The sequence below is a fragment of the Leuconostoc suionicum genome (assembly GCF_001891125.1).
GTDB lineage: Bacteria > Bacillota > Bacilli > Lactobacillales > Lactobacillaceae > Leuconostoc > Leuconostoc suionicum.
On record NZ_CP015247.1, the window covers coordinates 208125 to 229139 of the forward strand.

The 21015-nt window shown below is 38.5% G+C and carries 26 protein-coding genes, 1 other RNA gene, 1 pseudogene and 1 other annotated feature; all 28 genes and pseudogenes read left to right on the forward strand.

Annotation, left to right across the window (positions count from 1 at the left end; translation table 11 throughout):
- Nucleotides 1–97 precede the first annotated feature (97 nt).
- The 28 genes and pseudogenes from mreB (at nt 98) to feoB (ending at nt 20929) form a co-directional block, all read left to right on the forward strand.
- Nucleotides 98–1090: a rod shape-determining protein gene (gene mreB / locus A6B45_RS01225; protein ID WP_072612986.1), complete on the forward strand. Its 993-nt coding sequence runs from the start codon at nt 98–100 to the stop codon at nt 1088–1090.
- Nucleotides 1090–1299: a DUF2969 family protein gene (locus tag A6B45_RS01230; RefSeq protein ID WP_072612987.1), complete on the forward strand. Its 210-nt coding sequence runs from the start codon at nt 1090–1092 to the stop codon at nt 1297–1299. Before mreB ends, A6B45_RS01230 begins: the two co-directional genes overlap by 1 nt.
- Nucleotides 1300–1425: 126 nt before the next feature.
- Nucleotides 1426–2640, forward strand: coding sequence for an FtsW/RodA/SpoVE family cell cycle protein (locus A6B45_RS01235; RefSeq protein ID WP_072612988.1), 1215 nt, complete (start codon nt 1426–1428; stop codon nt 2638–2640).
- Nucleotides 2640–3644 (forward strand): DUF2785 domain-containing protein, encoded by a 1005-nt coding sequence (locus A6B45_RS01240; protein ID WP_072612989.1) that lies wholly within the window; start codon nt 2640–2642, stop codon nt 3642–3644. The genes A6B45_RS01235 and A6B45_RS01240 overlap by 1 nt, the downstream gene beginning before the upstream one ends.
- A gap of 43 nt (nt 3645–3687) precedes the next feature.
- Nucleotides 3688–4821, forward strand: a complete 1134-nt coding sequence (locus A6B45_RS01245) for a D-alanine--D-alanine ligase family protein (protein ID WP_072612990.1) — start codon at nt 3688–3690, stop codon at nt 4819–4821.
- Nucleotides 4822–4906: 85 nt separating this feature from the next.
- Nucleotides 4907–5491, forward strand: coding sequence for a TetR/AcrR family transcriptional regulator (locus A6B45_RS01250; RefSeq protein ID WP_072612991.1), 585 nt, complete (start codon nt 4907–4909; stop codon nt 5489–5491).
- Nucleotides 5492–5531: 40 nt separating this feature from the next.
- Entirely contained in the window at nt 5532–5681 is a 150-nt protein-coding gene (gene rpmG / locus A6B45_RS01255; RefSeq protein WP_071951773.1) for a 50S ribosomal protein L33, read from the forward strand.
- 10 nt (nt 5682–5691) lie between these two features.
- Nucleotides 5692–5868, forward strand: coding sequence for a preprotein translocase subunit SecE (gene secE, locus A6B45_RS01260; protein ID WP_072612992.1), 177 nt, complete (start codon nt 5692–5694; stop codon nt 5866–5868).
- A gap of 78 nt (nt 5869–5946) precedes the next feature.
- Nucleotides 5947–6525, forward strand: coding sequence for a transcription termination/antitermination protein NusG (gene nusG, locus A6B45_RS01265; protein WP_002815941.1), 579 nt, complete (start codon nt 5947–5949; stop codon nt 6523–6525).
- A gap of 126 nt (nt 6526–6651) precedes the next feature.
- Nucleotides 6652–7116 (forward strand): 50S ribosomal protein L11, encoded by a 465-nt coding sequence (gene rplK, locus A6B45_RS01270; RefSeq protein ID WP_002815940.1) that lies wholly within the window; start codon nt 6652–6654, stop codon nt 7114–7116.
- Nucleotides 7116–7808 carry a 50S ribosomal protein L1 gene (gene rplA / locus A6B45_RS01275; protein ID WP_002815939.1) on the forward strand — a complete coding sequence of 231 codons (693 nt, stop codon included), beginning with the start codon at nt 7116–7118 and terminating at the stop codon, nt 7806–7808. The genes rplK and rplA overlap by 1 nt, the downstream gene beginning before the upstream one ends.
- A 37-nt stretch (nt 7809–7845) precedes the next feature.
- Nucleotides 7846–7962, forward strand: a sequence feature (ribosomal protein L10 leader region).
- 27 nt (nt 7963–7989) lie between these two features.
- Nucleotides 7990–8526, forward strand: coding sequence for a 50S ribosomal protein L10 (gene rplJ, locus A6B45_RS01280; protein WP_011679164.1), 537 nt, complete (start codon nt 7990–7992; stop codon nt 8524–8526).
- Nucleotides 8527–8570: 44 nt separating this feature from the next.
- Entirely contained in the window at nt 8571–8936 is a 366-nt protein-coding gene (gene rplL, locus A6B45_RS01285) for a 50S ribosomal protein L7/L12 (protein ID WP_002815934.1), read from the forward strand.
- 97 nt (nt 8937–9033) lie between these two features.
- On the forward strand, nt 9034–9669 hold the full coding sequence (locus A6B45_RS01290; protein WP_072612993.1) for a class I SAM-dependent methyltransferase: 636 nt from the start codon (nt 9034–9036) through the stop codon (nt 9667–9669).
- Entirely contained in the window at nt 9647–10153 is a 507-nt protein-coding gene (gene tadA / locus A6B45_RS01295) for a tRNA adenosine(34) deaminase TadA (protein ID WP_072612994.1), read from the forward strand. The genes A6B45_RS01290 and tadA overlap by 23 nt, the downstream gene beginning before the upstream one ends.
- 63 nt (nt 10154–10216) lie before the next feature.
- Complete coding sequence (locus A6B45_RS01300) at nt 10217–10735, forward strand: HD domain-containing protein (RefSeq protein WP_072612995.1); 519 nt, start codon at nt 10217–10219, stop codon at nt 10733–10735.
- Between the two features lie 23 nt (nt 10736–10758).
- Nucleotides 10759–10845: signal recognition particle sRNA small type (ffs, locus tag A6B45_RS01305), an RNA gene on the forward strand.
- A gap of 140 nt (nt 10846–10985) precedes the next feature.
- Entirely contained in the window at nt 10986–12713 is a 1728-nt protein-coding gene (gene dnaX, locus A6B45_RS01310; protein WP_072612996.1) for a DNA polymerase III subunit gamma/tau, read from the forward strand.
- Between the two features lie 54 nt (nt 12714–12767).
- Nucleotides 12768–13373 carry a recombination mediator RecR gene (gene recR / locus A6B45_RS01315; RefSeq protein ID WP_072614457.1) on the forward strand — a complete coding sequence of 202 codons (606 nt, stop codon included), beginning with the start codon at nt 12768–12770 and terminating at the stop codon, nt 13371–13373.
- Nucleotides 13370–13630, forward strand: coding sequence for a YaaL family protein (locus A6B45_RS01320; RefSeq protein ID WP_072612997.1), 261 nt, complete (start codon nt 13370–13372; stop codon nt 13628–13630). The genes recR and A6B45_RS01320 overlap by 4 nt, the downstream gene beginning before the upstream one ends.
- A 30-nt stretch (nt 13631–13660) precedes the next feature.
- The gene (tmk, locus tag A6B45_RS01325; protein ID WP_072612998.1) at nt 13661–14302 is read left to right on the forward strand and encodes a dTMP kinase; all 642 of its coding nucleotides are present in this window, start codon (nt 13661–13663) and stop codon (nt 14300–14302) included.
- Complete coding sequence (locus tag A6B45_RS01330; RefSeq protein ID WP_072612999.1) at nt 14299–14628, forward strand: cyclic-di-AMP receptor; 330 nt, start codon at nt 14299–14301, stop codon at nt 14626–14628. The genes tmk and A6B45_RS01330 overlap by 4 nt, the downstream gene beginning before the upstream one ends.
- The gene (locus A6B45_RS01335; RefSeq protein WP_072613000.1) at nt 14628–15530 is read left to right on the forward strand and encodes a DNA polymerase III subunit delta; all 903 of its coding nucleotides are present in this window, start codon (nt 14628–14630) and stop codon (nt 15528–15530) included. Before A6B45_RS01330 ends, A6B45_RS01335 begins: the two co-directional genes overlap by 1 nt.
- A gap of 1 nt (nt 15531) precedes the next feature.
- Complete coding sequence (rsmI, locus tag A6B45_RS01340) at nt 15532–16401, forward strand: 16S rRNA (cytidine(1402)-2'-O)-methyltransferase (RefSeq protein ID WP_072613001.1); 870 nt, start codon at nt 15532–15534, stop codon at nt 16399–16401.
- 1 nt (nt 16402) lies between these two features.
- Nucleotides 16403–17134, forward strand: a complete 732-nt coding sequence (locus tag A6B45_RS01345) for an acyl-[acyl-carrier-protein] thioesterase (protein ID WP_072613002.1) — start codon at nt 16403–16405, stop codon at nt 17132–17134.
- Nucleotides 17135–17161: 27 nt separating this feature from the next.
- Nucleotides 17162–18154, forward strand: a complete 993-nt coding sequence (gene galE, locus A6B45_RS01350; protein ID WP_072613003.1) for a UDP-glucose 4-epimerase GalE — start codon at nt 17162–17164, stop codon at nt 18152–18154.
- Between the two features lie 184 nt (nt 18155–18338).
- On the forward strand, nt 18339–18812 hold the full coding sequence (locus A6B45_RS01355; RefSeq protein ID WP_072613004.1) for a ferrous iron transport protein A: 474 nt from the start codon (nt 18339–18341) through the stop codon (nt 18810–18812).
- Between the two features lie 3 nt (nt 18813–18815).
- Nucleotides 18816–20929: pseudogene (gene feoB, locus A6B45_RS01360) on the forward strand (ferrous iron transport protein B).
- The last annotated feature ends 86 nt before the right edge of the window (nt 20930–21015 follow it).

The window sequence follows — 21015 nt, forward strand, 5'->3', positions numbered from 1 at the left end:
ATCAAGCGTAAAAAGGTCTTTACAATATGTTATAATTTAATAGATTGTATATGAAAATAATTAACATTAATAAAAGTTAAAGTCTCGGAGACATGAAATGGCAAAAGATATTGGAATTGATTTAGGAACAGCCAATGTTCTCATTTACGTAGAAGGAAAAGGTATTGTACTAAACGAACCGTCAGTTGTTGCGGTTGATGATAAAACAGATCGAGTTTTGGCTGTGGGATCAGAGGCCTATCGCATGGTAGGACGTACTCCTGGTAATATTAGGGCAGTGCGACCTCTTAAAGATGGTGTTATTTCTGATTTTGACGTAACAGAGGCCATGTTAACTTACTTTGTTGACAAACTTAACGTTAAAGGCTTCATGTCGAAACCTAACATTATGATTTGCGCACCTACTAATATCACAGAGATTGAACGTAAAGCGATTATACAGGCTGCTGAAAAAGCAGGTGGTGCAAAGGTTTATCTTGAGTATGAACCTAAAGTTGCTGCAGTTGGTGCAGGACTGGATATTTTCAAGCCAATTGGTTCAATGGTGATTGACATGGGTGGTGGTACATCAGATATTGCCGTATTATCATTAGGAGACATTGTTGTTTCTGAGTCCATTCGAATTGCCGGAGACAAAATGAATTTTGACATTGTTAACTTTTTAAAGCGTCGTCACAATTTAATTGTTGGGGAGCGTACTGCGGAAACAATCAAAATTCAAATTGGTTCTGCGCTGCAGGCTGATGAACCATTAACAATGGAAGTACGTGGTCGTGATAATTTTGAGGGCATGCCTAAAACTATAACTATCAACTCAAACGAAGTTGAAGATTCATTACATGATACATTGCAACAAATCGTTCGTGCTGCTCATTCCGTTTTGGCTAAATTACCACCTGAACTAGCATCTGACATTATTGATCGTGGTATCATGCTGACCGGTGGTGGCGCATTACTGCATGGCATGGATCAATTACTTTCAGATGCACTGGAAGTACCGGTGGTAGTATCAGATTCACCACTAGATAACGTTGCTAAAGGAGCAGGAGCCCTACTTGAACACATGAAATCAGGGCACCGAGGATTATAATGAGAAGAAAAAATCAGAACTTTGACGTTGAATTAGTTGCAAATGACCAACAAACACAAGTCTTAGTCGATAAGAAACAAATTGGATACATTGAAAAAGCTGATCGTGGTTTTGTTGGGTTCTTTGGTCAACAAGCGATTATTAATCAAGCCAAAGATGAAGACGAGGCCTTACAAGCTATCTTGGCAAGTTTTAATCTAAATCACTAAAAATAAGGCACGTTGTGACTAATCATGACGTGCTTTGTACATAATTTTTTAAAGAAATAAAGCGGCTTAACAAAATTGAATTTATATTTTTATTTTCAGTGTGCCGTTCTATATACTGGAGATGCTATGCAACAGACACGACAAACTTCAAGACGAACATCTGGATCAGAGCTTGATTGGGGAATCATTTTAGCTTTGTTGCTATTTATGATTATTGGCTTGAGTTCATTATATGAAGCAGCAACACATATGCAGGGTGCGACAACCTTAAGTGCTGTAAAAGTAGTGATAAGCCAGGGCGCATTCTGGTTTATAGGCGTATTATTAATTGTCTTTTTAGTCAGATTTGACGGATCGCAGTTGTGGAAATTAGCACCTATTACCTATGGATTAGGCATCTTTTTGTTAGTCGCAGTGCTAATATTTTATAATCGAGCAATGTATGCTTCTACAGGTGCCAGATCATGGTTTGTAATTGGCCCCTTATCATTTCAACCTTCTGAAGTTGTTAAACCGGCGTTCATTTTGATGCTGAGCCGAGTGGTTGCGCAGCATAATAGAAATTATCCGAATCATGCACTATCAACAGACTGGTTGTTGTTAGGTAAAATGGCGATTTGTTTTATACCTGTTGCTGCATTAATTGCTTTACAAAATGATTTGGGAACTTTATTGGTTTTCGTTGCTATTTTTGGTGGTGTTGCACTAGTTTCTGGGGTAACCTGGCGAATACTTGCCCCAGTAATTATTATTGGTGCGACAATTGGCACAACGTTGTTAACTTTGGTTATTTCTTCAGCTGGTCGGACGATATTGAGTAAGTTGGGATTTCAATCTTATCAGTTTTCTCGTATTGATACATGGTTAAACCCCGCAAATGATACGTCAGGGAATGGATATCAAACTTATCAAAGTTTAAAAGCTATAGGTTCTGGTCAATTGACAGGCAATGGATGGGGAAGTCTTAAGGTGTATGTACCTGTGCGCGAATCAGACATGATTTTTTCTGTTATTGGTGAAAGCTTTGGCTTTATAGGTGGTACTTTCCTAATAGCGTTATATTTCGGTTTAATTTATTTATTAATTCGTGCCACTTTTAGAGCACAAAGTGCTTTTTATGCCTACATTGCGACTGGTGTTGTAATGATGGTATTGTTTCACGTCTTTGAAAACATTGGTATGAGTATTGGATTATTACCGTTGACAGGTATTCCATTACCGTTTGTTTCACAAGGTGGTTCTTCATTGTTAGGAAACATGATTGGTGTAGGGTTGATTCTTTCTATAGGTTACCAGCGTCAAAACAGCACGTTTACAGAAACGACAGGTTTTTTTATTTGATGATAGAATTAAATGAATTAAAAAAAGAATTTATAACATTGCGTCAAAAGGTTCGTAATGGGGATGTATTCCAATCATTAGGAGAATTAATGAAGGAATCACTACATAAAATGCCCCCGCAATCTTTAACAACGGTGTCGTTGCCTGTTGATGGTGAATTTGCATTAAAACGTATGCAGAACTATACGCAGCAGGCAGATCAAATGACTGAATCAGAAGCAGCGACGGAGGATTTTGACTTTCAAGTGAAAGACACAGACTTGGCGCTAATTGTTGAACAGTTAGCTAGTCCATTGCCAAAGTATCGAGATACAGGAGCATTCTTTTTCTTAAGTGATATGATTCAAAATGATTTGTTGTCAGAGGAGCAATTGCGTTGGTTAACGGATTATCTTGTTTCGGACGAGCAATTATTCGCTCATATTTTAGAACCACAGAATGACGCCATTTATCGTCGTTCTTTTAGTGTTTTAGTCTTATCTTTGTTATTGTTTTCAAACCGTATAAAGACACCTTTTATGTCTGAGACGCAATTGAATCATGTTATCGATCAAGTGGCATTATATGCTGCTTTGGAACGTGATGGACGTGGCTTTATTAATGAAAATGGTTGGGCGCATGCTTTTACGCATGTTGGAAACGCTGTTGCTGAGATTTTCTTAATGCCTGATTTAGTAAGAGCCGATAAGATATTTATTTTGGGTGCGGTTCTTGCCGGTTATCATGAATTATCACAGCCGCTAACTTTTGGCGAAACAGAACGTTTGGTGGAAGTGATTACCCGCATCTCCAAGCAACATGAGCTGTATGCAGATTATCTATTATTAACTTTAAAAATTTGGCGAAAAGATTTAGTGACCCAAACGCCACCAAAGACACAACAACAATGGCAACAATTGTATAATCGGTCACAGTTTTTCCATGAAATTTTGCTACGTGGAAAAAATGAAGTGCCAGAGGCGGTATTTGATTATGTGAGCGTTACAAAAAACTATTTAGCATAATAATTTAAAATGTTTATTGCACATACAAGATGAGGACAGAAAGATGACTAAAAAAAGAGTAGCGCTTATTTTTGGAGGTAATTCCTCTGAGCACGACGTATCAAAACGTTCAGCGCAAAATTTCTATAATGCAATCGAAGCAACTGGCAAATATGAAATTATTGTTTTTGCAATTGCCCAAAATGGTTTCTTTTTAGATACGGAAAGTTCTAAGAGAATACTTGCGTTGGAAGATGAGCAGCCTATTGTGGACGCCTTCATGAAAACTGTCGATGCTAGTGATCCATTGGCGCGCATTCATGCTTTAAAGAGTGCGGGTGACTTTGATATTTTCTTCCCTGTAGTTCATGGTAACTTAGGAGAAGATGGTACACTGCAAGGTTTATTTAAACTATTGAATAAACCATATGTTGGGGCACCGTTACGTGGCCATGCGGTAAGTTTTGACAAAGCATTGACGAAAGAACTATTGACGGTAAATGGTATTCGCAATACTAAATACATTGTGGTGAACCCTGAGTCAGCAAACAATTGGCCGTGGGAAAAGATTGTGGCTAAATTAGGCAACATTGTGTTTGTTAAAGCTGCTAATCAAGGATCTTCAGTGGGGATTTCACGTGTAACCAATGCCGAAGAATATGCTGAAGCATTGTCAGATTCATTCCAATACGATTATAAAGTTTTGATCGAAGAAGCAGTTAACGGCGCTCGAGAGTTGGAAGTTGGTGTCATTGGGAACGATCAGCCACTTGTCTCTGAGATTGGTGCGCATACAGTGCCAAATCAAGGAAGTGGCGACGGTTGGTATGATTATAATAATAAGTTCGTTGATAATTCCGCTGTTCACTTTGAAATCCCTGCTCAGTTATCCCCAGAAGTAACAAAAGAAGTTAAACAAATGGCTTTAGATGCTTATAAAGTATTGAATTTACGTGGCGAAGCACGAATGGATTTTTTGTTAGATGAAAATAATGTGCCCTACTTAGGTGAACCGAACACGTTACCAGGGTTTACGAATATGTCATTATTTAAACGTTTGTGGGATTATTCAGATATTAACAACGCCAAGCTAGTTGATATGTTGATTGACTATGGATTTGAAGATTTTGCACAAAATCAAAAGTTGAGTTACTCATTTGTGTCACTTGGAGAAGAAAAGATAGGGAAGTTTAACTAATAGAATTTAGTATTAGTAGGATTTCCGCTTAGATATATTTAAAAAAATTATTAATAAATACTTTAGCCCTGCAATGGAGAAGTTCATGGTACAAGTAATTTCACGAAATGAACATCGTCGCCAACAGATTATTGAAGCAGCGACAACAATCTTTTTATCAAAGGGTTTTGAGCAAACAACAACGCGAGATATAGCAAAAAAGGTAAACATTAGTCAACCCGCTTTGTATCATCATTTTGGTGATAAGGAGTCGTTATTTGTTGAAGTAATTTCACGTGTTGGTGAGTCGACCTATACGGATATGCAGAGTATTTTATCGCAAACATATGCTGAACCAATTGATCAACTGGTTGATTTAACACAGGTTATCGTACTCCGGCATCCACGTGATGTATTTAGGTTAATACATGACAGTTTTGATTCATTATCGGCAACGCATCGAAGTAAACTGGGCATGATTTTTGGACGGGATTATGTCGGTCCAATTGCACAATTTTTTGAAAGTATACAGTTGCGTGACAATGTTGATGCACAAATAGCTAGTTCATTTTACATTACTAGCTTATCGCCACTGTTTGGTGAATTCCATTCACTGGGTGAACAAATAACAATGCGTGAACGAATTCAACAATTGTTGGACCTCATTTTATATGGGGTAGAAAAAAAATAGTATCAATGGTATGATACTAGAAGAATATGGAGGCGGTCCGATGGCTAGTCACAAAGTATCATTGGCGTGCACAGTTTGTGGATCACGCAATTACACAGTAACATTATCAAAAGATCGAACAGAACGTTTGTCAGTAAGTAAGTTTTGTCAACACTGTGGCAAGCATACATTACATCAACAAACAAAATAAGGGATTCAAAATGATTAACTATTTTAAAAACGTTGCACAGGAAATGAAAAATGTCACTTGGTTAACAGGTGAACAGACATCTAAGGAAACGATTACAGTTATTGCTGTATCGATTATTTTTGCGTTGTTCTTAGGTGGTGTAGATTGGCTATTGCAACAAGGATTTAACTTCTTACTGGCGAAATAGTTTTTTTTTTGATATACTAATAATTACTGATACCAAGGACTCTGATGGGTTCTTTTTTATTTTGAAAAGGGGTAAACAATGTCTGAAGAAATTGAAAAATCATGGTTCGTTGTGCATACATATTCAGGGTATGAGCATAAGGTTAAGGCAAACCTAGAATCACGTACACAAACAATGGGAATGTCAGAGCAAATATTCCGTATCTTGGTTCCCGAACAAGAAGTTACAACTATCCAAGACGGCGAAGCTAAGCAAACTGTTGAAAATGACTTTCCAGGTTATGTACTAGTAGAAATGGCGACGCCGTATGAAGATAATATGACAGACGAGGCTTGGTATGTTGTCCGTAACACACCAGGTGTTACTGGTTTCTTAGGCTCTCACGGTGCCGGATCAAAGCCAAATTCTTTGCTTCCTGAAGAAGTTGATTTGCTTATGAAGCGTATGGGTATGGTTACACGTGAGCAAGTTGATTTGGATGTTGCAGTAGGACAAACAGTTAAGATTATCTCTGGACCATTTTCTGGTATGGAAGGTGTAGTAACCTCTATTGATCAAGAAAAGCAAACTTTGGAAGCTACTGTCGCAGTATTTGGACGTGAAACACCAACAGAGCTAGACTTTTCGGATGTTGATACAACGTTAGATTCTTTATAATTAGAAAAGACGACTAAAAGCATTGAGTTTTTGGTCGTTTTCTGTTATAATATTATGGTATGTCATTGACATGCGTGGGAGCAGCACTAAAGCTGTGTTTCACCACAACACGAGGAGGAAAATATCGTGGCTAAAAAAGTTGTAAATGTAGTTAAGCTACAAATTGCCGCCGCTAAAGCAACGCCGGCACCACCAGTTGGACCCGCATTGGGACAAGCTGGTATTAACATTGCGCAATTCACTAAAGAATTTAATGCGCGTACTGCAGACCAAGCTGGATCAATTATTCCAGTTGAAATCTCTGTTTTTGATGACCGTTCATTCGAATTCGTCACAAAGACACCACCTGCAGCTGATCAATTACGTAAGATTGTTGGTAAGGGTTCAGGTGAACCTAACACAAAGAAGGCTGGAAACGTTACTCTTGATCAAATCCGTGCTATTGCGGAAAACAAGATGGCTGACTTGAATGCTAACGATATTACAAACGCTATGCGTATGATCGAAGGTACAGCACGCTCAATGGGTGTAACTGTTGACGGTGTTGACTTGACTGTTGAAGGTACAGCAATCAAGGAGGACGCAGAATAATGACTCAAAAGCATGGTAAAAATTATGTAGCAGCAGTTGCAAAGGTAGAAGCTGAAAAAGCTTATGCTTTGAACGATGCTGTTTCATTGGTAAAAGAAATTGACTTTGCTAAGTTCGATGCTTCTGTTGAAGTAGTTTTCAAGTTGAACGTTGACACACGTCAAGCAGACCAACAATTGCGTGGTGCTGTTGTGTTGCCAAACGGAACAGGTAAAGATAAGACAGTCGTTGTCTTCGCACAAGGCGACAAGGCTAAGGAAGCCGAAGCTGCTGGTGCCGATGTTGTCGGTGCTGCTGATTTGGTACAACGTATCCAAGGTGGATGGTTAGACTTTGATGTAGCTGTTGCTACACCTGATATGATGGCTCAAGTCGGTCGCGTAGGGCGTGCATTGGGTCCTAAGGGATTGATGCCAAACCCTAAGACTGGCACAGTTACAATGGACGTTACTAAGGCTGTTTCAGATGCCAAGGGCGGACAAGTAACATACCGTACAGATCGTGACGGAAACGTTGCAGTTCCTGTTGGTCGTGTATCATTTGAAGAAGGTAAGTTGGCTGAAAACATTAAGTCAATCGCCGAAACAGTTCTTAAGGCTCGTCCTGCTGCTGTTAAGGGTACTTATGTACAACACGTGTCAATTTCATCAACATTTGGTCCAGCCGTAACGTTGGATATTAATACATTGTAATTTGACATTATCAACTTCGTTTGGTAAAATTTATTAAGTAATTGAATCCATTTTGCCTAAGACTCAGGTGATGCTTGCATCTTAATATCCTGCCGAGGAAGTTTAAAAACTTTTCCCGTGTGTCTTTTAGCGCACGGGATTTCTTTTGCAAAATAAATTTAAAGAAAGGAGATATATCATTATGAGTGAAAAAGCTATTGCAGTTAAAGCACAAAAAGTTGAAGAAATTGCTGACCAATTTAAGGCAGCCGCTTCTGCCGTTGTTGTTGACCCTCGTGGATTGACAGTTGCTCAATCTACTGAATTACGTCATCAATTGCGTGAAGAAGGTGTTGTTCTTGAAGTTATCAAGAACAAAGTTTTGACACGTGCTGCTGAGAAAGCTGGTTACGCTGAATTGAACGACATTTTTGCCGGACCTTCAGCAGTTGCCTTTTCAAACGATGATGCAGTTGCACCAGCACGTATCTTGAAAAAGTTTGCTGATGAAAACGAAGCCTTGGAAATCAAGGGTGGTGTCGTTGACGGCACTATCGCTAATATCGATGACATTAACAAGTATGCATCATTGCCTTCACGTGAAGGTTTGCTTGGTCAATTGATGGCAGAATTCCAATTCTCAATTCGTTCATTTGCATATGCTGTTAAGGCAGTGCAAGACAAGTTGGAAGAGGAATCTGCAGCTCCTGCTGCAGAAGCATCAACGGATGCTGAATAATATTTAACTAAAAACACATAAAAATCATTTGGAGGATTTAGATCATGGCTTTTGATAAAGACGCGATCATCGCATCATTGAAGGATGCAACGATCTTGGACTTGGCTGACTTGGTTTCAGCTATCGAAGAAGAATTTAACGTTTCAGCAGCAGCTCCAGTAGCAGCTGCTGGTGCTGCTGACGGTGCTGCCGCAGCAAAGTCAGAATTTGACGTAGAATTGACTTCAGCAGGTACTGCTAAGGTTAAGGTTATCAAGGCAGTTCGTGAAGCAACTGGCTTGGGCTTGAAGGAAGCTAAAGACTTAGTTGACAACGCACCTTCAGTTGTTAAAGAAGGCTTGAGTGAAGACGATGCTAACGCATTGAAGGAATCTTTGGAAGCAACTGGTGCTTCAGTTACTGTAAAGTAATCTTTCTCAACATAAAAAAAGAAGTACTTTTGTACTTCTTTTTTTGTACATATTACGTATCAGGCAGTTATTATTTTAATCTAAAGGAGCTAGTACAATGACAGAAAAAAACATTTCTGGAGAACAGTATTTTACAGCTAATCCCAACGCGGAACATCATTATCAAAATTTTGATTTTGACTTGCTAGGGCATGAATTGCATTTTACAACGGATAGTGGCGTATTTTCAAAATCTACCGTTGATTTTGGGACAAGAACAATGTTGGATGCTTTAGAAAAAACAAGTATACCCATTGGGAAGGTACTGGATTTAGGAACAGGCTATGGTCCTGTAGGTATTACTGTGGCAAAAGCTTATCAACGTCATGTGGATATGGTTGATGTGAATGAAAGAGCGTTAGATTTAGCACGCAAAAATGCCCAACAAAACGGTGTTGCTCAACAAGTGAATATTTTTAATTCGGATGTTTACGCAAGTATTAGTGACAAGTATGCACTAATTTTGGTTAATCCACCAATTCGCGCTGGAAAGCAAGTTGTGACCACAATGCTTCAAGAAGCGGCTAACTATTTGCAAGATGGCGGAAAGCTAATTGCGGTGTTGCAAAAGAAGCAAGGCGCACCTTCGGCTCAAAAAAATATGTCACTTGCTTTTGGTAATGCTCAGGTGATTCATAAAAACAAGGGATATTACATCTTGGAGAGCACTTATGGCACAAATACCGACATTTAGTGACGAACAAATTGATTATTTCATGCAAGAGGCGTTGAATGAAGCTAAAATTGCTCAAAGTGAAGGTGAAGTGCCCATTGGCGCTGTTATAGTTTATGAAAACCAAATTATTGCGCGTGCGCACAATCATCGGGAGGCGAATCAGTTAGCCACTGCCCATGCAGAATTACTAGCAATCGAGTCTGCCAATACAAAGCTTAAGTCTTGGCGGTTAGAAAACACAGCATTATTTGTGACGTTAGAACCTTGCATCATGTGTGCTGGAGCAATTATTAATGCACGCATTCCTGTTGTTTATTACGGTGCTAATGATCCCAAAGGTGGTGCCACGCGCTCTCTATATTCTCTATTAGAGGATAGTCGGTTGAATCATATGGTTAAAGTGTACGAAGGCATACGTGGTGAAGAATCAGGTCTATTATTACAGCGTTTCTTTAGCGACATTCGTGCGAAACGTAAAATTCGTAAAGCGATTGCAAAGTAAATAATTGCTATTTAACATAAAAAAAGTTTATAATAACATGTAGAAAATAAAAGAGGCAAATGAATGCAAAATCCGAACGCATGGCGTACTGATAAGGACTATATAAATATTATTGATGATTTGTTACAGCATGAAGAAGTGCAACAACTAGCACGCTATACACAACACCATTTTTCTAACCGTTTAACTCATTCAATTTCTGTATCATACCAGTCATATTTAATCGCAAAGAAAATTGGTGCTGATGAAGTCGCAACTGCACGAGCAGGTTTACTTCATGATTTGTTTTACTATGATTGGCGCGTAACAAAGTTTGACGAGGGATCACATGCTTATGTGCATCCACGTATTGCGCTGAAAAATGCGCGTAAAATTACAAATATCAGCGATAAAGAAGCTGATATTATTGTAAAACACATGTTTGGTGCAACCATTGCCTTACCAAAGTATCGGGAAAGTTGGATTGTTTCATTGGTTGATGATTTTGCGGCAGTTAATGAATATCTAATTCCTAAAACTTATCTGACTTATTTTAAGTGGCAAGAAAAATTGGCAACGAAATTTGTATCTGTATTTGCTTAAAGTAACAAAATTAGATATAATATAAAAGCAGGCAAATGTCGGCTCTCGAACCGGGTCAGGACAGGAATGTAGCAGCCCTAAGGTTGTTCGATGTTGTGCTTGTGTACATAAGTGGCCGCTTAGCGGTCTTTTTTTATAAAAACAAATGTTATAAATCGGTGGTTTTATGCAAACTAAGAACCCCAATATGATATAAAACATATAGCCGACAAGTAGCACCAAACATGTTTACCAATGATATATGGAGGTGATGAAATTGGCATATCAAGCATTGTATCGCGTCTATCGACCACGTTCTTTTGAGGACATGGTTGGTCAAAAAATCATTACACAGACGCTAAAAAATGCAATAGCGACGCACCAAACAGGGCATGCGTATCTATTTAGTGGTCCTCGTGGAACTGGTAAGACATCAGCTGCTAAAATTTTTGCACGTGAAGTTAATGGTATAGCGCCGGAGACTGATGATTCTCAAATTCCTGATATTATCGAAATAGACGCTGCCTCAAATAACGGTGTTGACGAAATCCGAAACATTCGCGATGGGGCAAATTATGCGCCAATAGAATCTGAATATAAAATTTATATTATTGACGAGGTTCACATGTTGTCCTCGGGTGCTTTTAATGCACTATTGAAAACATTAGAAGAACCGCCAGCTAATGTTAAGTTTATTTTAGCAACGACGGAGCCACAAAAAATACCAGCAACTATTTTATCTCGAACGCAGAGATTTGAATTTAAACGCATTGATAATGACACTATTCAAGCTAGGATGGCTGAAATTCTGCAAAAAGAAGGCGTTTCGTTTGATGATGATGCGCTTCACATTATTGCAAATGTTGCAGAAGGTGGGATGCGGGACGCTTTGTCAATTTTGGATCAAGTGTTAGCTTTTGGCGCTGATCATGTAACGTTTGAAAATGCCTTGCAAGTTACCGGATCGACAACGGCCTCACAGTTAGTGACCTATTTGCAGCAGGTAAGTAATTACGATACAGAATCTGCTCTCCAGACATTACACGATATATTGTTAGAAGGAAAAGATGCAGTACGTTTCGTAGCAGATTTGTTAGGTGTGTTGCGTGATGTGATGTTAGCGGAAGTGGCCCCGAATTTAATTAAAACGACGGCACCATTGGCTGATTTGAAGGCCTTAACAATAAAGTTAGGTACTTCCCGTATTCAGCAAATGATGGTCACTTTGGATGACATTCAAAAACAATTATTACAGACCATGCAGAGTGATGTATATTTAGAGCTACTCACTGTTAAACTGTCTATGCCAGAACCTGAACAAACTGTACCTGCAAAGCAATCCCCCAATGTTATTAAAGAAAAGCCTCAAAATATTGACGATATTGTTAAGGCGCCAAAAAGTACAGAAGTTCCTGAGAAACAAGTTGTTGAACCAGCAATAGAAAAAATACCAGTAGAAGTGTCTGCTGTAGAGAATGCTGAATATGAAGATTTGTTAGTTCGCACTGGGCAAAACGCAGTATTTGCAGTCTTAATTGCTGCGAAACGTGATGCCTTAGCACGAGTTAAAAACGCTTGGTCCGACTTATTGCGACAATTTAATGTTACGCAACAGGCAATGCTTACCATAGCCGAACCGATTGCAGCAAGTGAACAGGCTGTGGTCTTGGCTTTTGATTATCCTGTGTTATTAGAACAGGCGCTACACGATGCTACATTACAAAACCATTTGGTGCAGCAACTACAATCACAGAATTTACCAAGCGAACTAGTGTTTATCTCGCAAGATGAATGGACCTCTGATCGTGCATTGTATGTGAATAAATTAAAAACTGGCGAAACACCTCAAATTCAATTAGAAGATGTGCCTCGAGTGAAAGCTGCCAATTTACCAGCGACTCCTACAAAAACTCCGCAAGCATCAAGCAATAAGGAGCTAAAAATTGTTAGTGAGGCTAAAGAATTATTCGGCGAGGATCTCGTGAATATTGTTGACTGATTAATATAGGAAGGAAATATGTTTAACGCAGTACGCGTGAGGCATTTTGAAAATATGCAATACCCTGAACCTATCGCTAAATTAATAGATAGTTACACGAAGCTGCCTGGCATTGGTCCAAAAACGGCCACAAGGCTAGCTTTTTATACATTAGGTATGAATGAAGAAGATGTACAGGATTTTTCTAAGGCATTAATTTCCGCCAAAACTGATTTAACTTTCTGCTCTATTTGTGGTAATATTACTGCAACTGATAGCGACCCATGCGTTATTTGTCGCGATCAATCACGTGATCAGTCAACGATTTTTGTTGTCGAAAATTCACGTGATGTAATGGCGATGGAAAATACGCGAGATTATCACGGCCTATACCATGTTTTAAATGGTGTTATTTCTCCTAGCGCAGGAACAGGACCAGAGGATATTAATTTACCAAGTTTGATTCGACGTTTGTCTGAGCATGAGGAAATTAAAGAAGTGATTGTCGGCACAAATGCGAATGCTGAAGGGGAAGCCACTGCAATGTATTTAGCTCGTTTACTGAAACCGGCCGGTATCGAAGTTACCCGTTTAGCGCATGGTTTAGCTGTTGGATCTGATATTGATTATGCTGATGAATTAACACTCATCAAAGCAGTACAAGGACGGACAAAATTATGATATTTGGCAAGAAAAAAACTGGATTGCGCGAAGAGTATGATAGAGCACTTGTATTTCAAATTGATAAAGCAAAAATTGACTGGGATACGGCAAGAAACTCTGAAGCAGCATTACTTGATGGTCAAGTGAATTTGCGACTCATACAAGCGCAAACGGCACTGGCACGTGCTAAATTTAATTATTTGTATCGCGAAGCACGTCGTCGTAAAACAGTTGGGCACATGCAAACCCATGTTTTAAAAACAGATCGTATTTAATCATTAGACAAATTACTCATAAGGACTGTTATGCCAAAACCAATATTTATATCATTCGAAGGACCTGAGGGCGCTGGAAAAACAAGTGTTCTCGAGGCATTGATTTCAGAATTAAAAACTAAACTTGGCGATGATTTGGTAACTACACGTGAGCCAGGTGGCAATCCAATTTCTGAAGCAATTAGAGCGATTTTACAGCCAGAAGAAGATAATGGCATGGATAAACGAACTGAGGCGCTCTTATATACAGCTGCTCGACGTCAACATCTCGTGGAAAATATTAAACCAGCATTAGATCAAAACAAAATTGTGATATCTGACCGCTATGTTGATAGCTCACTTGCTTATCAAGGGGGTGGTCGTGGCCTTGGAATCGATAATATTTGGGAGATCAATCAATTCGCAATTGATGGTCTATTGCCTGATATGACAATTTATCTTGATGTGCCTGTTGAAATTGGCTTGGCACGTGTAAATGAGAATCGTCAGGGTAAAATTGATCGACTAGATAAAGAGAGTATATCCTTTCATCAGAAGGTTCGAGAGACATATTTAAAACTTCAAAGTGAATTTTCTGATAGAATTAAGATAGTAGATGCTACGCAACCACTTAACAAAGTCATTGATGACACGCGGATACTCATCAACCAAATTCTGGAGGACAAATCATGAAATTAGTTACAGCAATTGTGCAAGATAAAGATACAACAAAACTCAGTAATGCTTTTGTGAAGGCAAATATTCGTGCAACACGTTTAGCCACATCAGGTGGTTTCTTAAGGTCAGGAAATACAACGTTCATAATTGCCATTGAAGATGAACGTGTACCAGAGGTTATGGAAATCATTAAAAAGGTTTCACAAAAACGTAAGCAATTTATGGTGCCACCTATTAGCCTGGATGCTAGTGGTGACCATGCTGGTGCTTATCCAATTGAAATTGAAGTTGGTGGGGCGACGGTATTTACTCAGAGTATTGATTCATTTGAACAGTTCTGATGTTACCAAATTTTGCAACAATTGCACAAAAAAATTATCCAACGCAACTCGCTCATTTTAACGATTTACTGCAACAAGATAAGTTGAGTCATTTATATTTGTTTGTTGGTCCAAGCCAGTCCGCAAAACTGGCTTTTTCGCGTTATATAGCTTGGCAAGTTGTTCACCCTGATGAACGCAATGCCTTGCGAATTACTGAAAATGAACATCCAGACGTACATATAACAGCGCCCATTCCGCCAGCTACGTCACTAAAAGTGGCTCAAATTCGTGATTTGACACCTGAATTTGTAACAACAGCCACTGAAAGTCCACGAAAAATATTTATTTTAGATGCGGTTGAAACACTCACAGCAAGCGCAGCAAATTCCCTGTTAAAATTCATTGAGGAGCCTGCCGGACCACAATTAATTATGATGCTTACGGAAAATATGTCCGATGTTTTACCGACGATTAGATCACGCGCACAAGTAGTTCAGTTAGCATCAGCTATTACCAGTGATGATGATGGTTTAATGGACGATGATTGGCAAAAGCAGACCCAATTAGTATTGTTTAAGTGGTTTGAGCTTATGATGCAGAGACGAATTGAAGCATTTGCATTTGTACAGACAAAAATTATTGGTCAATTAAACGATACGAAGCAACAGCAGTTATTTTTAAATTGGTTACATGAGTTGGCAAGAGATACAATTGTTTATGGCCAGATTCCAGATGAACGGTTAGCTTTTCCCAATCTAATTGGGCTATATAAAACATTACGACAGCGCTATGATATGTATCGATTGGTTAAAGCAAGTGATGAAGTATTTGCTGACGATAAACTGCGTAAAGTGAACCTATCATTACAAACACGGTTAGAGAAAATGACACTGGACGTCATAATCGCTCTGGGGGAATAAAATGCAGCAACAAAAAAGTTTTGAAAATCAAGAGACAGGAACGCTTTTTTTAGTTCCAACACCTATTGGTAATTTACAAGATATGTCGCCAAGAGCTATTGATACATTGCGCGATGCAGACATAATTGCTGCTGAAGATACACGCCACACACAACAGTTACTAAATCATTTTGCAATCACGACAAAACAAACTAGTTTCCATGAACACAACTGGCAGGCAAAAATCCCTGGCCTAATTGCAGATTTACGAAATGGAAAAAACGTAGCACAAGTTAGTGATGCGGGGATGCCCTCTATTTCTGATCCGGGCAAAGAATTAGTTGCGGCAGCTGTGGCTGAAAATATAGCCGTCGTACCGATTCCTGGTGCAACGGCTGGTGTGACAGCATTGATTGCCAGTGGTTTGGTGCCGCAGCCGTTTTATTTTTATGGGTTCTTACAACGTAAAAATAGTGAACAATTGGCAGAATTACAGCAGTTATCCACAATGCGGGATACAGTCATTTTTTATGAATCACCACATCGATTAAAGCAAACTTTAGTAAATATCCAAAAAGTAATGGGTGACGATCGTCGTATTGTTTTAGCAAGAGAGCTAACAAAGCGCTATGAAGAATTTATTCGCGGAACGATTGATGAATTAGTTTCGTGGTCGCAATCAAATGAAATTCGTGGTGAGTTTGTAGTGATGATTGATGGCTTTCATGGAGAAATTTCTGAGCCAGATAACAGTATGGCACTAACTGTCCAAGAAGCAGTATCAGCACTGATTAAAAAGGGCCTAAAGCCCAATGCAGCAATAAAACAAATAGCAAAGGAACGAGGTCTTGATAGACAAGCAGTATATGCGGACTATCACGAGATAGAGTAGTATGAAAAAGTATGAAATAAAAAGACGTGTTGAATATTATGAAGCTGATACAACACAAAAATTATCTTTACCAATGATTTTAAATTATGCTGTCTTAGCTTCTAAATGTCAGAGTGATGAACTTGGCGTGGGGCAGGACTTCCATTTAGGTCGTGGCCTTGGTTGGATTATCTTACAATATGAAGTAATAATTAAGCGACGTCCTAAAATTGGTGAAATAATTCGTATTCAGACCTTTGCTACACAATACAATCCTTTTTTTGTTCGTCGACCATTCGTCTTTTTAGATGAAAATGATAATGAAATAATTCGTGTTGATTCTATTTGGACTATGATAGATATGACAAATCGGCGCATGGCGCGTTTACCACAAGACATAATTGATAAGTATGATGCAGAAAGAGTTAAGCAAATTTCACGAATTCCTAACCCTGAGAAATTTTCAGATGCTGATCAATATACCGAGAGGGACTATCATGTGCGATATTTAGATATTGATGGTAACAAGCATGTGAACAACTCTAAGTATTTTGAATGGATGCAAGACGTTATCGCACCAGAGTATCTGTTAACCCATGAAATCACATACATTAATCTAAAATTCGAAAATGAAATTCGGCTTGGACACACGATTTTATCGCAAGTAGTTCAAAATGGTAATGAATCCAAACATCGTATTATGATGGAAAATGTGGTGAGTGCAGAAGCAGAGTTCAAGTGGCGAAAAATTTGATATAATAGTGTGTAGAGGAAAAAAGATATGGCTATTTTAGTTCTTGGTGGAGCCGGTTATATCGGTTCACACATGGTTAAACGTTTGGTAGAAGCAGATCGTGACGTTGTCGTTGTTGATGCTTTGTTTACGGGACACCGTGAGGCGGTTAATCCAAAAGCAAAATTCTATCAAGTTGATATTCGTGATAAGGCAGCATTGTCGAAAGTGTTTGACAAAGAAAATATTGAACAAGTTGTTCACTTTGCAGCATTTTCTATTGTTCCAGAATCTGTAGCAAATCCACTAAAGTACTTTGATAATAATACTAGTGGTATGATTACTTTGCTAGAGGTGATGAAAGATCACGATGTTAAACAGATTGTGTTCTCGTCAACGGCAGCTACTTATGGTAATCCTGTTAATATTCCTATTAAAGAAACAGATCCACAACGACCAATTAATCCTTATGGGGAATCAAAGTTAATGATGGAAAAAATCATGGCTTGGTCTGATCAAGCGGATGGGGTTAAGTGGGTTGCATTGCGCTACTTTAACGTAGCAGGTGCTGCGGAAGATGGCACGATTGGAGAAGATCATACGCCGGAAACGCATTTAGTACCAATTATTTTGCAAGCCGGCTTAGGCCAACGTGAATATATTGAGATGTTTGGTGACGATTACAATACTCCTGACGGTTTCAATGTTCGTGATTATGTCCATGTTTTGGACTTGGCTGATGCGCATATTTTGGCATTGAAGTATTTAGCCGATGGAAACAATTCAAATCAATTTAACTTGGGATCTGCTACTGGATTCTCTGTTAAAGAGATGGTAGAAGCAGCTAGATCAGCTACTGGAGTTGACATTCCCGCCAAGATTGGTCCCCGCCGAGCTGGTGACCCCGATATTTTGATTGCTAATTCAGACAAAGCACGTGATGTGCTTGGCTGGGCCCCTAGGTATGATAATGTACAAGATATCATCAAAACAGCCTGGAATTGGCATAAAAACCATCCATCAGGATATAATGACAAGTAATATAATTCTATCAAGAGAAGTGATTCTAAACGTTATTTAGGAATTTCCTTGATAGTTTTTTTATTGTTTCGATATTATGATGAGTTTATTATAATTTAAAATTAATGATTGATTAATCTAGAGGGAAGTAATATACTTGTAAGTACGTAAAAAATTACAATTTAAAGATAAACGAGAAATAAATATGCAAATGTTATCTGAAATAGCTGGAAAAGGGACTTACATTATTAGAGAATTGACTGGTAGCCGACGCTTAACCAAGCGACTAGCAGAGATAGGGATTAAAGCGGGGAAAAGTATTGAAGTAATATCTCTGCCTGATCATACTTCAGGGTTGATTATCTATTTTCAAGGGCAGCGTTTAGCGGTGAGCAATGATATTGCTAGTCAAATTAGTGTAGCGCCAGTCAGCGAAATTACCATGGATCATTTTAAAACGTTATCCGATATGCCCATCAATAAACCAGGCGTGGTAGCCAAGATACTTGGTAGTAAAGCATTGCGTAAACGCTTGATGGATATGGGTATCACAAAAAATACCGTTGTTAAAGTTGACCGTGTGGCGCCTTTAGGGGACCCGATAGAGTTGGTAGTCAGAGGCTATAAATTAAGCTTAAGAAAAAGTGACGCACAACTAGTTGTATTAACAGAGATTTAGTCTATGAATAAACAATGTACAGTAGCCTTAGCAGGTAACCCAAACAGTGGGAAAACAACACTATTTAATTTATTAACAGGTTCGCATCAACACATTGGAAATTGGCCAGGCGTTACAGTTGAAAAAAGTCAGGTCGTTTAAAAAATAATCCCGACATCATTATTCAAGATTTACCTGGAACTTATTCCTTATCAGCATATAGTCCAGAGGAAGTAATCACTCGTAACTTTTTAATTAATGATAAACCTGAACAGATCATCAATGTGCTCGATGCAACAAATATTGAACGTAATCTTTATTTTAGTTTGCAATTAATGGAAACTGGTCTTCCAATTATTTTGGCTTTGAATATGTTGGATTTATTAGTAAAACAAAGACAATATCGAATTGATACCAAAAAATTATCTTATTTGCTGAATGTGCCGGTTGTAAGTATTAGTGCGTTAAAAAAGAAAAACATCAATCCTCTGACTAGACAGGTGATTGCTAACACTGATCAGCCAAAAACCTATCCACATGCAGTTTATGATAAGCGGTTGGAATCGGCATTATCCATGATTGAAGAACAGATTGCTAACATTATCGAAGCAGATCAGTTGCGATGGTATGCGATTAAGCTCTTTGAGCGTGATGAAGCAGTTGGACATCTAAAATTAATGGCACAGCAGCAAACTGAAATTGACAATATAATTGACACAGCAGAAAAATTATTTAATGACGACAGTGATAGCATAGTTGTTAATGCACGCTATGACTATATAGAACGTATCATAAACATGTGTGTAGTACGAACAAGTGATTTTTCAATGAGTATGAGTGATCGTGTTGATATGGTAGTCACTAACCGCATTCTTGCATTACCTATCTTTATATTTGTAATGTGGATTGTATATTTCTTATCGATCCAAACCATTGGAACAATAGGAAGTGATTGGGTGAATGATGTATTATTCGGGGACTTTATTCCAAATAGTGCCAATGCAATTTTAACGTATTTGCATGTTTCAGTGTGGTTGAAGAGTTTAATTATTGACGGTATTATTAATGGTATTGGGTCTGTGTTAGGTTTCTTACCACAAATTATGATGCTCTTTTTATGCTTAAGTATTCTAGAAGACTGTGGTTACATGGCACGAATTGCCTTTGTTATGGACCGTATCTTTCATCGTTTTAATCTTTCAGGGAAATCATTCATCCCCATGTTAATTTCAACGGGCTGTGGTGTACCAGGCATCATGTCGACACGAACGATTGAAAGTAAAAGTGATCGTCGTATGACAATTATGTTAACAACTTTTATGCCATGTTCAGCTAAGCTAACCGTTATTGCGCTGGTTAGCGGAACATTTTTTCCAGAAAATTCATGGGTAGCACCAACCTCTTATTTTATTAGTATTTTGACGGTTGTTGGCTCAGGTATTTTTTTGAAAAAAACAAAGCTTTTTTCAGAACCGCCAACGCCATTTGTAATGGAGCTGCCTGCTTATCATTTGCCTAGTATCGGTAACGTTAGCCACAGTGTGTGGATTAAAGCACATGCCTTTATCAAAAAAGCAGGGACTATCATTTTTGCGTCATGTGTTGCCATCTGGTTTTTGTCCAATTTTAATTTTCAATTTCAAATGGTCGAGCAAAACGACAGTATTTTAAGAGACATAGGTATGGTTATAGCACCTATTTTTGCACCATTAGGATTTGGTGACTGGCATGCAACCGTTGCAGTGATTGCTGGCCTAATTGCCAAGGAAAATTGTGTTAGCACATTAAACATTACTTTTGGTTCATCAAGCACTGCCTCATTTATGAGCACTTTAAGACAAACTTATTCCCCTATGGCGGGTTATTCGTTTCTTGTCTTTAACTTATTATGTGCACCTTGTTTTGCTGCCATCGGTGCTATGTATAAAGAATTTGGTGATGCACTGTGGACTTGGCGCGCGGTAATCTATCAAACTGTTGTGGCTTATATGTGTGCCCTCAGTATTTTTCAAGTGAGTGAAATCATTCAAGGTAATGTTTCGGTGTACTTTGTTACGTTATCGTTCATCGCTATTGGGTTGATGCTGTATGGTATTTTTATCAAACGTGAGCGCCCGCAACAACTAGAATTGTATTAGAAAGGTCAGTCAATATGTCAACATTTATCATAGCTGGTATCATTTTTATCTTGTTTGCATTGGTCATATATAATAAATTTTTTAAG

Excerpts from the sequence above, each read along its gene's own strand:
- mreB (WP_072612986.1), top strand. The coding sequence starts at position 98 with ATGGCAAAAGATATTGGAATTGATTTAGGAACAGCCAATGTTCTCATT.
- A6B45_RS01230 (WP_072612987.1), top strand. The coding sequence starts at position 1,090 with ATGAGAAGAAAAAATCAGAACTTTGACGTTGAATTAGTTGCAAATGAC.
- A6B45_RS01235 (WP_072612988.1), top strand. The coding sequence starts at position 1,426 with ATGCAACAGACACGACAAACTTCAAGACGAACATCTGGATCAGAGCTT.
- A6B45_RS01240 (WP_072612989.1), top strand. The coding sequence starts at position 2,640 with ATGATAGAATTAAATGAATTAAAAAAAGAATTTATAACATTGCGTCAA.
- A6B45_RS01245 (WP_072612990.1), top strand. The coding sequence starts at position 3,688 with ATGACTAAAAAAAGAGTAGCGCTTATTTTTGGAGGTAATTCCTCTGAG.
- A6B45_RS01250 (WP_072612991.1), top strand. The coding sequence starts at position 4,907 with ATGGTACAAGTAATTTCACGAAATGAACATCGTCGCCAACAGATTATT.
- rpmG (WP_071951773.1), top strand. The coding sequence starts at position 5,532 with ATGGCTAGTCACAAAGTATCATTGGCGTGCACAGTTTGTGGATCACGC.
- secE (WP_072612992.1), top strand. The coding sequence starts at position 5,692 with ATGATTAACTATTTTAAAAACGTTGCACAGGAAATGAAAAATGTCACT.
- nusG (WP_002815941.1), top strand. The coding sequence starts at position 5,947 with ATGTCTGAAGAAATTGAAAAATCATGGTTCGTTGTGCATACATATTCA.
- rplA (WP_002815939.1), top strand. The coding sequence starts at position 7,116 with ATGACTCAAAAGCATGGTAAAAATTATGTAGCAGCAGTTGCAAAGGTA.
- rplJ (WP_011679164.1), top strand. The coding sequence starts at position 7,990 with ATGAGTGAAAAAGCTATTGCAGTTAAAGCACAAAAAGTTGAAGAAATT.
- rplL (WP_002815934.1), top strand. The coding sequence starts at position 8,571 with ATGGCTTTTGATAAAGACGCGATCATCGCATCATTGAAGGATGCAACG.
- A6B45_RS01290 (WP_072612993.1), top strand. The coding sequence starts at position 9,034 with ATGACAGAAAAAAACATTTCTGGAGAACAGTATTTTACAGCTAATCCC.
- tadA (WP_072612994.1), top strand. The coding sequence starts at position 9,647 with ATGGCACAAATACCGACATTTAGTGACGAACAAATTGATTATTTCATG.
- A6B45_RS01300 (WP_072612995.1), top strand. The coding sequence starts at position 10,217 with ATGCAAAATCCGAACGCATGGCGTACTGATAAGGACTATATAAATATT.
- dnaX (WP_072612996.1), top strand. The coding sequence starts at position 10,986 with ATGAAATTGGCATATCAAGCATTGTATCGCGTCTATCGACCACGTTCT.
- recR (WP_072614457.1), top strand. The coding sequence starts at position 12,768 with ATGCAATACCCTGAACCTATCGCTAAATTAATAGATAGTTACACGAAG.
- A6B45_RS01320 (WP_072612997.1), top strand. The coding sequence starts at position 13,370 with ATGATATTTGGCAAGAAAAAAACTGGATTGCGCGAAGAGTATGATAGA.
- tmk (WP_072612998.1), top strand. The coding sequence starts at position 13,661 with ATGCCAAAACCAATATTTATATCATTCGAAGGACCTGAGGGCGCTGGA.
- A6B45_RS01330 (WP_072612999.1), top strand. The coding sequence starts at position 14,299 with ATGAAATTAGTTACAGCAATTGTGCAAGATAAAGATACAACAAAACTC.
- A6B45_RS01335 (WP_072613000.1), top strand. The coding sequence starts at position 14,628 with ATGTTACCAAATTTTGCAACAATTGCACAAAAAAATTATCCAACGCAA.
- rsmI (WP_072613001.1), top strand. The coding sequence starts at position 15,532 with ATGCAGCAACAAAAAAGTTTTGAAAATCAAGAGACAGGAACGCTTTTT.
- A6B45_RS01345 (WP_072613002.1), top strand. The coding sequence starts at position 16,403 with ATGAAAAAGTATGAAATAAAAAGACGTGTTGAATATTATGAAGCTGAT.
- galE (WP_072613003.1), top strand. The coding sequence starts at position 17,162 with ATGGCTATTTTAGTTCTTGGTGGAGCCGGTTATATCGGTTCACACATG.
- A6B45_RS01355 (WP_072613004.1), top strand. The coding sequence starts at position 18,339 with ATGCAAATGTTATCTGAAATAGCTGGAAAAGGGACTTACATTATTAGA.